This is a genomic window from Mesorhizobium australafricanum, assembly GCF_033977265.1.
GTDB lineage: Bacteria > Pseudomonadota > Alphaproteobacteria > Rhizobiales > Rhizobiaceae > Mesorhizobium > Mesorhizobium australafricanum.
This window is the reverse complement of sequence record NZ_JAVIIT010000006.1, coordinates 151,220-163,013: the sequence shown is the minus strand read 5'-3', so window position 1 is coordinate 163,013 and position 11,794 is coordinate 151,220. Positions and strand designations below refer to the sequence as shown.

Annotated in this window: 12 protein-coding genes; 6 read left to right on the top strand and 6 right to left on the bottom strand. The window is 62.8% G+C overall.

The genetic code is table 11. From position 1 onward, the window contains the following. Positions 1–94 precede the first annotated feature (94 nt). Positions 95–1,273, top strand: a complete 1,179-nt coding sequence (locus RFM98_RS13980) for a lytic murein transglycosylase (RefSeq protein ID WP_320309422.1) — start codon at positions 95–97, stop codon at positions 1,271–1,273. Positions 1,274–1,370: 97 nt separating this feature from the next. On the opposite strand, the gene RFM98_RS13975 is transcribed toward RFM98_RS13980, so the two are convergent. Further along, a complete protein-coding gene (locus RFM98_RS13975) occupies positions 1,371–2,591 on the bottom strand; it encodes an alanine racemase (RefSeq protein WP_320309421.1) in 1,221 nt (406 codons plus the stop codon). A gap of 215 nt (positions 2,592–2,806) precedes the next feature. Between RFM98_RS13975 and RFM98_RS13970 the strand changes: the two genes are divergently transcribed. Further along, positions 2,807–3,727, top strand: coding sequence for a DMT family transporter (locus RFM98_RS13970; RefSeq protein ID WP_320309420.1), 921 nt, complete (start codon positions 2,807–2,809; stop codon positions 3,725–3,727). Between the two features lie 360 nt (positions 3,728–4,087). Here the strand turns inward: RFM98_RS13970 and metF are convergent, their stop codons facing one another. Continuing rightward, the gene (gene metF, locus RFM98_RS13965) at positions 4,088–5,008 is read right to left on the bottom strand and encodes a methylenetetrahydrofolate reductase [NAD(P)H] (protein WP_320212574.1); all 921 of its coding nucleotides are present in this window, start codon (positions 5,006–5,008) and stop codon (positions 4,088–4,090) included. After that, the gene (locus RFM98_RS13960) at positions 5,008–6,015 is read right to left on the bottom strand and encodes an ArsR/SmtB family transcription factor (protein ID WP_320212573.1); all 1,008 of its coding nucleotides are present in this window, start codon (positions 6,013–6,015) and stop codon (positions 5,008–5,010) included. Before RFM98_RS13960 ends, metF begins: the two co-directional genes overlap by 1 nt. Positions 6,016–6,155: 140 nt before the next feature. Here RFM98_RS13960 and tsaA point away from each other — a divergent pair, with 140 nt between their 5' ends. After that, positions 6,156–6,662: a tRNA (N6-threonylcarbamoyladenosine(37)-N6)-methyltransferase TrmO gene (gene tsaA / locus RFM98_RS13955; protein WP_320309419.1), complete on the top strand. Its 507-nt coding sequence runs from the start codon at positions 6,156–6,158 to the stop codon at positions 6,660–6,662. Next, the gene (locus RFM98_RS13950; RefSeq protein WP_320309418.1) at positions 6,659–6,973 is read left to right on the top strand and encodes a DUF2293 domain-containing protein; all 315 of its coding nucleotides are present in this window, start codon (positions 6,659–6,661) and stop codon (positions 6,971–6,973) included. Before tsaA ends, RFM98_RS13950 begins: the two co-directional genes overlap by 4 nt. Before the next feature lie 170 nt (positions 6,974–7,143). Here the strand turns inward: RFM98_RS13950 and RFM98_RS13945 are convergent, their stop codons facing one another. Further along, positions 7,144–7,770, bottom strand: coding sequence for an MOSC domain-containing protein (locus RFM98_RS13945; protein ID WP_320309417.1), 627 nt, complete (start codon positions 7,768–7,770; stop codon positions 7,144–7,146). Between the two features lie 285 nt (positions 7,771–8,055). Between RFM98_RS13945 and RFM98_RS13940 the strand changes: the two genes are divergently transcribed. Beyond that, positions 8,056–8,622 (top strand): methyltransferase family protein, encoded by a 567-nt coding sequence (locus tag RFM98_RS13940; RefSeq protein ID WP_320309416.1) that lies wholly within the window; start codon positions 8,056–8,058, stop codon positions 8,620–8,622. Between the two features lie 472 nt (positions 8,623–9,094). Here the strand turns inward: RFM98_RS13940 and RFM98_RS13935 are convergent, their stop codons facing one another. Continuing rightward, positions 9,095–10,216: a beta-ketoacyl-ACP synthase III gene (locus tag RFM98_RS13935; RefSeq protein ID WP_320309415.1), complete on the bottom strand. Its 1,122-nt coding sequence runs from the start codon at positions 10,214–10,216 to the stop codon at positions 9,095–9,097. A gap of 247 nt (positions 10,217–10,463) precedes the next feature. Between RFM98_RS13935 and RFM98_RS13930 the strand changes: the two genes are divergently transcribed. Then, positions 10,464–10,859 (top strand): hypothetical protein, encoded by a 396-nt coding sequence (locus tag RFM98_RS13930; protein WP_320309414.1) that lies wholly within the window; start codon positions 10,464–10,466, stop codon positions 10,857–10,859. Positions 10,860–10,985: 126 nt separating this feature from the next. Here RFM98_RS13930 and tam read toward each other — a convergent pair whose 3' ends face one another. Then, positions 10,986–11,753 (bottom strand): trans-aconitate 2-methyltransferase, encoded by a 768-nt coding sequence (gene tam / locus RFM98_RS13925; RefSeq protein ID WP_320309413.1) that lies wholly within the window; start codon positions 11,751–11,753, stop codon positions 10,986–10,988. Positions 11,754–11,794: the final 41 nt, after the last annotated feature.

The following is an 11,794-nucleotide window of genomic DNA, read 5'->3' as shown; positions in this document are numbered from 1 at the left end:
ACGCAGCTCCTGAACTTTGAAATCCTCGCATGCGCCTGTCCGATTCCGGTCCGGGGTCACGATGGGGTCATGCGCCGGTCTCGAAAGGGAAGCGATGCGATTGCGCGTTGAAATCCTGGCGGCGCTGCTTTTCGGAGCCTTCGCCTTGCCAGCCGCGGCACAGGAATGCGGCAGCGATTTCGAAGCCTGGAAACAGGGTGTCGCAGCCGAAGCCAAAGCAACCGGCGTCGGCGCTGTCGGCCTCGACGCGCTGGAAGACGCGACCATCGACGAGAAGGTGCTGGCGCGCGACCGCGCCCAGGGCGTGTTCACCCAAACCTTCACCGAATTCTCGAACCGCATGATCTCGGGCTACCGCCTGAAGCAGGGTGCGGCCAATCTGAAGAAATATGCCGACGTCTTCGACCGCGCCGACAAGGAATTCGGTGTCCAGCCGGCCATCATCGCCGCTTTCTGGGGGCTGGAAACCGACTTCGGCGCCGTGCAAGGCGACTTTCATACGCTGAATGCGCTGGTGACGCTTTCGCATGATTGCCGCCGCCCTCAGCTCTTCCGGCAGCAATTGGTACCGCTGCTGACCCTGATCGACCGCGGCGTGCTGCCGGCCGACGTCAAGGGCGCCTGGGCCGGCGAGATCGGCCAGACGCAGATCCTGCCCACCGATTATCTGGCGCGTGGCGTCGACGGCGACGGCGACGGCAAGGTCGACCTCAGGAACAGCGTGCCGGATGTCATCATGACGACGGCCGGCAAGATCATGTCGCGCGGCTGGAAGCGAGACCAGCCCTGGGTCCAGGAAGTGCGCGTCCCCGACGAGATGCCGTGGGACCAGACAGGCCGCACCAACAAATTGCCGTTGTCGCAATGGGCGCAGTGGGGCGTTACCGAACCCAACGGCAACCCGCTCGTCGACAATGGGTTGAAAGCCGGCCTGGCGCTGCCGATGGGTCGCAAGGGCCCCGCCTTCCTGACCTACGACAATTTCGATGTCTATCTGGAATGGAACCAGTCCTTCACCTATGCGCTGACCGCGGCCGTGCTTGCCACGCGCCTTGCCGGCGCGCCGCAATTCGACCCGCGCACGCCCGAGCAGGGCCTCAGCGGCGACCAGATGAAGGCGCTGCAGACCAAGCTCGAAGCCAGGGGCTACGATGTCGGCACCGTCGACGGCATTCTTGGAACCAACACACGCGAAGCGATCCGCAAAGAGCAGATGCGGCTTGGACTTCCCGTGGATGGCTGGCCGACGCCGGAACTGCTGGCAAAACTCTAAGAGCGAATAGCGAATAGAGAGTAGCGAATAGGGCTCGCCGCGGCGCATCCCTCGCTTGTGTGCTATTCGCTATTCGCTATTCGCTACTCCCTATTCGCTAATCCGCCATCGTCTCCAAACTCGCGAACCCTTGCGGGGCGTCGCCTTCGTCGAAGGGCGTCGCCACCTCGACGAAAGTGTCGGGATAAAAGCCGTTGAAGCGCGTCCTCAGCGACAGCGAGTAGGCGCCGATATGGCCGATCTCGATCCAGTCGCCGGTGTCGACCGTTTCCGGCAGCCAGAACGGCCGCGACAGAATGTCGACGGAATCGCAGGTCGCGCCGCAGACCTTGAACGGCACTATGTTTTTCTCGGTACCATTGCGTGTGCGGATCGCGGGATCGGGGATGAAGCGCGCCGGCAGCGTGATCTTGCCGGTCCACGAATCCGAGAGCGACGCCCAGATGCCATCATTGATGTAGAGCCGCTTGCCCTTGCGCAGCAGCACGCGGACAATCAGCGACAGGCAGCGCGCCACGATCACGCGTCCGGGCTCGGCAACCAGCGGCATCTGGTCGAACTGATATTCCTTGAGGTCGCCGGCGAGCCGCGACATCAGCTGGCCGAGCGACGGCATGTCGATATGCTTGCGGTTGGGATCGTGGCCGTATTCGGCGGGGAAGCCGCCGCCGACATCGAGGCCGGCAATATCGAAAGTCAAACGGTTGCGCACCCAGTCGGCCGAGGCCAGCGCCCGCTCATAGGTGTCGGGGTCCTCGATCTGGCTGCCGACATGGAAACAGAGCCCCACCTTGTAACCGGTGCGGTTCAGCCGCTCGGCAAGCTCGACGGCATTGGCGGGCCCTGCGCCGAATTTCTTCGACAATTCGTAAGCCGCATGGCCCTTGGTCTGGATGCGCACGAAGACGGTGATGGCGCCCGGGTCGATATCGAGCGCCCGCACAACGCGCGTCAGCTTCGTGATCTCGTCCTCGTGGTCGAGCGAGATCACCCGGATGCCGTATTTCTCCAGCGCAAGCTTGATGTCCGACTGCGCCTTGACCGGATGCATGTAGAGCATTTCGGCGTCGGGCGAGACGGCGCGCACGGCCGCGAACTCACCGGGCGAGGCCACGTCGAAGGTGCCGACGCCGGCTTCCGCCAGTGTCTTCAAAACGATCTGCTCGCCGTTGGTCTTGACCGCGTAAGCGGTCTTGCCGGGAAACATGCCCATGAACTGCAGCGCATCGGCCTTCAGCACCTGCGGGCGGAAACAGTAGACCGGGTCGTCAGGACGAAGCGCCAGTGCCGCCTCACGTGCATTTTCGAATCGCTGCATGGACGAATCCTCGATCTGGAGCGCGCACAATTAATCCTAGCTAGCCGCCAAAGAAAACAGTTCTGTGTCCGGCGTTCCCAGACGGCCCGCTGCACGTTTCTTGGGCACGCCAAACCATCAGTCAGGTTTCGGGTGGCCCTTGCCGCCAAACCCGATATCGGTTGGTGAGGTGTTCGGCGGGCTGACATTGCGATCGGCCCCGGGAGGAGCAAGACATGTCCATTACGGCTGGCGCCGCGCCGACGCGCGGACCGATGACGCTCAAGGATTGGGCGCAGCTTCTCTTGCTCGGCGCGATCTGGGGCGGTTCGTTCTTCTTTGCCCGCATTGCCGTTTCCGAAATCCATCCGCTGGCGCTGGTGCTGTTCCGCGTCGCCATGGCCGCGGCAGCGCTCCAGCTTTACCTGGCGGTCCGCGGCCCGTCGTTTCGGCTCGCCCTCCCGCATGCGGGCCTTTTCTTCCTGCTGGCGCTGACCAACAATGTCATCCCCTTCTCGCTGATCTTCGCCGGCCAGACAGAGCTCGGCGCCGGCGTCGCCTCGGTGCTCAATGCGACGACGCCGTTCTGGACGCTGATCCTGGCCAATGCGCTCACCACCGACGAGAAGCTGTCCTGGAACAAGCTGGCCGGCATCGTGCTCGGCGTCGCCGGAACGGCGGTGATGATCGGCCCGGGCCTGCTTGCCGGGCTGGGCGGACCGGTGTGGGCCAAGTTCGCGCTGATCGGCGCCTCGTTGTCCTACGCGGTCGCCCTGATGGTCGCCCGGCACTTCAAGGGGGTGCCGTCGCCGGTCATCGCCACCGGGCAACTGACAGCCTCGACCATCATCATGATCCCCATCGTGCTCATTGCCTACGGCACGGCGGGGCTGTTTTCGGCCTCGCCGCCGGTCTGGGCCGCGATGCTGGGACTGGCGCTGCTGTCCACCGCCTTCGCTTATATCCTTTATTTCAACCTCGTTGCCTCGGCCGGCGCCACCAATGCCTCGCTGGTCACATTGATCGTGCCGGTCAGCGCGGTGCTGCTCGGCTTCCTCTTCCTCGGCGAGCGGCTGGCACTGTTCGAGATCGGCGGCATGACGCTGATCGGACTCGGCCTAGTCACCATCGACGGGCGGTTGTTTGGCCGATGGTAGCGGTGTCATGCCACGGCTCCGCCACAATTTATTCACAACTCTTGAAGCGGCTTTTGCCGAAGAGTTTCAACGGCTAACGGTAAATCGGAAGTCGCAAATCCCACAATTATGTCGCATTGCAGCACGTTTTCCGCTTGCCTGTGACCCAAATGACTCTAGATTCCGGCCGTAGCTCTGAAGAGGAGGCTATGACATGGGACTGACGAGGCCAATCAACGCATTGATGATTTGTGCTGCGTTTGCATTCATCGGCGCCCTTATCATAGGCGTTCTTCCCTGACCCGCCAAAGCCGGGAAGACCAGCACCAGGAATAGTCCAAACAGTTCGAAAAGGCCGGGTTCTACCCGGCCTTTTCCGTTTCAGGCCGCGGCCGACCCGGCCGCCGCCTCCACCTCATGCGAGCGGATGCCGATCATGTGGCAAACGGCAAAGACGAGGTCGGCGCGGTTCATCGTGTAGAAGTGGAAGTCGCCAACCCCGCGCTCGACAAGGTCGAGCACCTGCTCGGCCGCCACGGCCGAGGCCACCAGCGCATGCGTCTGCGGATCGTTCTCCAGTCCTTCGAAACGCTCGGCCAGCCACGCCGGCACCAGTGCCCCGCAACGCGACGAGAAATTCGCGACCTGGGTGAAGTTGTGCACCGGCAGGATGCCCGGCACGATCGGGATATAGATGCCGGCGCGGCGCGCCCGCTCGACATAGCGCTCGTAAAGATCGTTGTCGAAGAAGAACTGGGTGATCGCCCGCGTCGCGCCATTGTCGACCTTGCGCTTCAGCATGTCGATGTCAGTGGCGAAATCCGGGCTTTCCGGATGCTTTTCCGGATAGGCCGAGACCGAGATATCGAAATCGCCGGCGCTCTTCAGCGCCCCGACCAGTTCGGCGCCATTGGCGTAGCCGTCGGGATGCGGACGGTAGCTTGTGCCCACACCGGCCGCTGGATCGCCGCGCAGCGCGACGAACCGCTTGACGCCCATGTCGGCGAATTCGCGGATGACCATGTCGACCTGATCGCGGGCGGCATCGACGCAGGTCATATGCGCCGCCGGTGTCAGCGACGTCTCGTTGAGGATGCGTCCGACGGTGCGCGCCGTGCGCTCGCGGGTCGAGCCGCCGGCGCCATAGGTCACCGAGACGAATTTCGGCTTGAGCGGCTCCAGGCGGGTGACCGTGTCCCAGAGCCTTGCTTCCATCTCGTCGGTCTTCGGCGGGAAGAATTCGAACGAGACCCTGACCTTGTCGCCAATGTCGGGGCGGCGGGAAAAGCGGAACTGGTTCATCAGGCTGTTTCCCTTACTGGCAGAGAATCGTTGGACGGATCGGCGATGAGCAGGCGGCGGTCACGGCCGAGCCAGAGCTTGACGGTGAGCCTGGCTTCGTTGCCGCCGCGCGGCTCGAATTCCTGGCTGTCCTCGAGGTCGAGCCCGGCCTCCGCGAACCATTCCGAAATCTGGCGGTCGGAAAAACCCAGCCGCATATGCGCATGCTGGTCGCGCAGGAATTCAAGCGCGTGCGGCGCGAAGTCGACGACGATCAGCCTGCCCGACGGACGCAGCAGCCGCGCCGCTTCGGCGATGGCGCGGGCCGGATCGTCGAGATAGTGCAGCACCTGGTGGATGGTCACGAGATCGAAGGCGTTGCGCTCGACCGGCGGCGAGAAGATGTCGCCCTGGCGCACCTGCGCGTTGGCGATGCCAGCCTTGTCGAGATTGGCGCGCGCAACCGTCAGCATCTCGCGCGACATGTCGATGCCGACGCCGCGCCGGTAGAGCGGCGCGAAGATTTCAAGCAGCCTCCCGGTGCCGGTGCCGAGGTCGAGCATGGACTGGAACGGCCGCTTGCCGACGAGCTTCAGCAGTGCCGCTTCCACCGCGCGATCCGGCACATGCAGCGAGCGGATACGATCCCAGCTCGCGGCATTCTCGGAGAAATATTCGGCGGCCCTGTCCTGCCGCTTGCGCTTGACCGATGCCAATCTTTCCAGATCGCGGACCACCTGCGGATCGGCCTCGCTGATGCCCGCTACCAGACGCTGCACGAAGTCGCGCGAATTATCCGTATCCGTCAGCCTGAAGAAGGCCCAGGAACCTTCCTGGTAGCGGCCGATCAGCCCGGCATCGAGCAGCAACTTCAGATGGCGCGAGACGCGCGGCTGCGACTGGCCGAGGATTTCGGTGAGGTCGGAGACGGTCAGGTCGCCACGCGACAGCAGCACCAGGATGCGCAACCGGCTGGATTCGGCCGCCGCCTTCAATGTATCTACCATTGTGTCGAGCGAGATGTGCATGCGCGGGTTCTCGTTGAAAGATATAAAGATATGTTTATGTCGAATTTGAAACCCTGGCAAGCGCTATGTCGCTTCCGGACAAGAAAATGGCGCAGCCGTGATCCGCGCCGGGCGGACGGTTCTTCCACAGGATGAATGGGATGTTTGAGACGCGCGAAGGTGAAACGCTGCTTGAGGCCGATCCGGCGAAACTGCGGCCGGACGGCCATATCGTCTTCATCGGTCGCATTGTGTCGCCCTGGAGGCGCCGCGAAGATTGCCCCAAGAACATGCGTGCCGCCCGGGAATCCGGCCGCGCCGCAACCGTTCTGATCGACGAGGCCTATCGCCCGGGACTGCAAAACCTGGAACGCGCCAGCCATATCGTCATCCTGTCCTGGCTCCATCACGCGCCGCGGAATCTGATTGTCCAGAAACCGCGCCATGCGGCTGAACCAAAAGGCGTTTTTTCGCTGCGCTCCCCCGCCCGGCCGAACCCTGTCGGCCTGCATGTGGCGAAACTCGTCGCGCTCGACATCGAGGCCGGCCGGATCGAGATCGATTCCATCGATGTGCTCGACGACACGCCGGTCATCGACATCAAGCCCTACTACGCTTCGGTCGACGCCTTCCCCGAAGCGACTATTGCCGGGCGCGACGAAAAATGAGCGCCCCCACCGGCCGCCGGCGCGCGCTTGCCAAGGCGCTGACAGCGCTCTTGCCGCTCGCTCCTTACGCCGACATGGAAAGGATCCGCGCCGACGCCGGTTCTGTACACATGAAGAGCCTGCCGCCAACGATCGCGGTGTGGCTGGCCACCATCGCCCATGTCCGCCACGTCCATACCGATTACGAAAAGCTGCTCGCCGAAGGTTATGACCGGGACTCGGCGCGTTTCTTCGTCATCGGGCGGACCAACGAGGTGCTCACCCGCTGGCGGGCGACGCGGCTGCTTGAGGAAGATGACGAGGACGAGTGAGGTCGGCGCAATCACCGAACGTCTGAATGGTGCCCTATCGGCAAAGGCACAATGATCCGGTGCGCTCTCCATGGCTGCCCGCCAGATAATTCCGGCGGCGCCTCTGGAAAAAAGCCGAAAGCTTAGTCCGAAACGCCAGCCATGCCGCCTGGTGCGGCATGTCCCTCCCCTCAACGATAAATCCACTGCTCCGGCACGCGCACGGAAATCTCTTCGCCCATCTTGATTGTGCCTGGCTTCTCGACCCAGGCGACAAGGCCGCGCAACCGTTTCGCCTCCCTTGGAAAGAGCAGCGCGGTGGCATCGCGATCCCCGGCGCCGACATGCTCGGCGATCGATTGGCCGGCGATACGGCACGGCTTGTTCTGGACATCGATCTTGATGGTCACGCCACCCTTGAAGAACATCAGCGAGCCGGCCGGCAGCATCGAGAGATGCGGCACGCCTTCGATCAGCAGATTGGCGCCGATCCATTCCGGCTTGATCTCCTTGAGGACCATGCGTTCGGCGACGATGGCAAGCTCATCCGCGGCGACAAGCGACAATTGCCGCTCGTTGCGCATCTCGGTGCCGCGCGGATACCACGGCTCGCGCCCGCCGGAACGCCGCGTCGTTCCGCCATGGAAGTCGCCCGCGATGCCGTCGAAGCCAAGATGCAGTTCCTCGACCGCCCTCGTCTCGAAATGATCGAACGGAGCGGCGTAGAGTGCCGCTGCCTTTGCCGTCAGCTTGCGGCCCGGCACGATATCGACCGCCGGTTCCGCTGGGGGAAAAAGCTCAAGGTTCGTTTCCTGCATGCCGCTGGTCTAAAGGCCGGGGAGAATGCGGTCCAGTCGAAAGCGCTGATGATCCGATCACGCCATTTGATGGCGATCACGATCTTCTTATCGCAAATCCCTTTCGTCGACCGCTGCAAGCCGCAATGCTGCCGCGCCGGCGGCCTAATGCATGTCGCGCAAAAGTGTGCAGCGGTTTTGCGGCAACGACATGCATAAAAACAAAGATCTAAAGCACGTCGCCCGAATCCGTTTTCGGCGCGACGCGCTTTAGGCGGTCGCGCGCGCAATCGGGAAGGTTCGATCATGCAGGTTGGACACGCAATCGCAGCACTCTGGCTGTTCTGGGCGGTATCGTGGATCCTCGCCGCGTCCTGGGCAGATCCCGCGCAAAAGCGCGCGGATTTCAAGGCGGAGGCCCGTTATCGGGTTCTCTGGCTGGCTGGCACCGTCCTGCTGTTCGTGCCGGCGCACGGCTATGTCGGCCGGCTGCGGCTCTGGATGCCCACGCTCACCATAGCCTGGATCTGCGTCGCCCTGATCGCGATCGGCATCGCCTTCGCCTGGTGGGCCCGCCTGCATCTCGGCCGGCTATGGTCTGCCACGGTGACCGCCAAGGCTGATCATCGCGTCATAGATACCGGCCCCTACGGGCTGGTCCGTCACCCGATCTACACCGGCCTGCTGCTGTCGATCCTCGCCACCATGGTTGCCAAGGGCACTGTATGGGGCATCGCGGGCGCCGCCCTGCTGCTCGTCGGCGTCGTCGTCAAGGCGAGGCTGGAAGAGAGCTTCCTGCGCGGCGAGCTTGGCCCTGCCTATGACGACTACGCCAGGCGCGTGCCGATGCTGGTGCCCTTCGCTCCGGCTTGAAGGATGTGCTGAAATTCAGGTCAGGCCTAGTTCCCCAGCACAGGGATTTTAACCGCTCGGCTCTTTGTTTGCGTTGGCAGGTGGCGTGCGTTGGAGATTGGCCGAAACGTCCATCGCGATCGTCATTCTAGGGCGGAGCAGGAGCGAAGCGACGCGCGCAGACCATAGAATGACGACGTTGGGAGGCTTCAACCAATCTCCGGCGTTTGCGCTGATTTCACGGAAATGAACGGAAAAATCTTGCACCAAGACAAACGGCAACCTTTCAAAATCCCTGTGTCGGGGAACCAGTCGAAAACATCGGGTTTCGAGAACCGGAGCGGTGCGTGCTTAAAGTACGTGAGCACCGGCCTACGCCGGCCGTAGCCTTAATTAATTGCTACGCCACGAATGAATGGCTTCGGCCGGCGAAGGCCGGAAGCGCAGGAACCCGCCGTTTGCAGGCCGGGCTCACCTGAATGTCAGCACATCCTCACAGCATCCTGAGCAGCGCGCCGCCTATCGAATAACCAGCGCCGAAAGCGCAGATCAAGCCGAAATCGCCGGCCTTCATGTCGGCATGGTTCTCCGACAGCGCCACGATGGCGCCGGCGCCAGCGGTGTTGCCGAGCCGCTCCAGCACCATCGGCGCGCGGTCGTGGTCGACGTCGTGGCCGAAGGAAAGCTTTAGGATCATCGCATTCATGCGCGCATTGGCCTGGTGCAGCCAGAAGCGCCGGATCCCCTGCGGTGTCAGCCCATGCTCGGCCAGGAACTCGACGATGAATTTCTGACCGGCAACGGTGACTTCCTTGAACACCTTGTTGCCGACCTGCTTGATGAGATTGCCTTCCAGGTTGATCATGTAGGGATCGTCCTGGGCGGTGCGGGTGTGGTAGCCGAGATTGGTGCGGATGTTGTTCGACATCTGCGTCCATGTGCGCGTGTCGAGCACCTCGAAACGCCCCGGCCGCTTCTCGCCTTGCGCCAGCCCCTCGACCACCATGGCGACCGAAGCGTCGCCGAAGATGAAATGCGTCTGCCGGTCGCGGAAGTTGAGATGGCCGGTGATGATTTCGGGCGTCGACACCAGGATGCGCTTGTGCGCCCCTGCCCTCACCAGATTGACGGCGACATGCAACGCGGCAGCGGCGGAAGAGCAGCCGAGCCCCATGTCGAAGCCGGCGCCCTTGGTGCCGAGCGCCTCCTGCATCTCGATGGCGATGGCCGGATAGGGCCGCTGATGATGCGAGGCTGAGCAGATGACCAGATCGATGTCCGACCCGTCGACGCCTGCATGAGCAAGCGCCTTCCTGGCCGAGGCGATGCCGAACTCCGCCTCCAATGACAGCGCGTCGTCCGGCCGCGCCGGAATGCGCGGCGTCATGCGGGTCGGGTCGAGGATGCCCTCGCGCTCGATGACATGGCGGCTCTTGACGCCCGAGGCATGCACGATGAAGTCGCTGTCAGATTTCTGCAGCAGCGTTTCGCCGGTCGTGGCACGGCGCGTGTTTTCGGCGTCGACCCAGCTGTTGAAGCTTGCGACCAGCTCTTCATTGGTGATGACGGGTTCAGGGATTTCGGCGCCGATGCCGCTGATGATGACGCGATGCATGTCCAATCCGTACCGGGCTCGGGTGCGAGCCCGGCGCTACCCATGTCGCATTTGGCCGGTTTATGCCAGCTTAAACTCCACCCTGGCGGCTCACCAGGCACACAGCTTTGTGTTGGTCTGCGGATTGTTCCAGCAGGCACCGTCGTCGCGCCTGCATCGCACCAGACCCAGGCGCCGGCCAATGCGACTTCAGGTCTGTAGTTTAGTTGACGCTAATTTATGCTATAAACGAGTGCGGGGGATTCCCATGAAGCATTCGCAGAAGGGCTTTGCTTCGTTGATATGGCTTGTGCTGATCGTGGATGCTGACGCTCACGATTGGTACACGGGTAAGACTGATCCTGTTATGCACTGGAAATGTTGCGGCCATCGAGACTGCCATCCGCTCAATGCCGATGAAGTAAGGCCGGCCGAGGGAGGTGGCTTTTTCGTCAGGCAGCCCGAACCTTACTCCCGCAACGACCCGCCTACGGGAGAGTGGTTTATTCCGAAAGACCGCGTTCAAGCGTCAGAGGACAACGGCTACCATATCTGCGAAACGTTGGTGCCGACCAGGCGTGTCGGCAGACTCACGATGCGGTGGATGTGCTTCTTTGCGCCGATGAGCACGAGTTCCATCGAGCTAGATCGAATTTCAAACTGACCCACGACCGAAAGCTGGGAGCCTAATGCATGTTGCCCAGAAGTGTGCAGCGGTTCTGGGACAACGACATGCATCAAAACAAAGACTTAAAGCGCGTCGCCTGAATCCGGTTCAGCGCGACGCGCTTTAACCTCGCTTGGCCACGATGAAGATCCGCGGGAAGCGCAGCAGCACCTTGCCGTTATCGGTCTTCGGATAGGCCTTGGCGATCTTTGCCGTGTAGCTGTCGAGGAATACCTTCTTCTCATCCGCATCGAGCGGATCGAGGAACGGCTTCAGGCCCGTCGCCTTGACCCATTCGACGATCGCCTCGGCATCGGCCAGCGGATGGTTGTAGATGGTGTGCCAGATGTCGAGCCGAGCGGCGAGCGGCGATAGCAGATCGTAATAGAAGGACACCGGCGGCAGCGGCCCGCGCGCGGCGCCCTCGAGCTTGGCTGCAAACGGCACCTCCGCCGCGGCCGCGCGCATCAGCTGGTGCGAGGCTTCGCTGAGATTGTCCGGCATCTGGACCGCCAAGGCGCCGCCCGGAGCGAGCAACCTCATCAGCCGTTGGAACACCGCCGGGTGTTCCGGCAGCCACTGGAAGACGGCGTTGGCGAAGATGACGTCGACGGGATATTCGGGCTGCCAACTGGCGGCGTCCGCCAGCTCGAAATTGACATTGGGCAGCCGCGCCCTCGCCTTCTCGATCATGTCGGGCGAGGTGTCGAAGCCGCTCACTTGGGCGTCCGGCCAGCGCTCGACCAGCAACTCGGTCGAGTTGCCTGGACCGCAGCCTATGTCGACGACGCGGCGCGGGAAATCGACCGGTACCTGCGCCACGAGATCACGCGCGGGCCGCGTGCGCTCATCCTCGAACTTCATATATTGGGCGGCGGACCAGTCAGCCATTCCGGAACCTCGCTTTTGTTCGCCGCCCCCTTTGGACTGAT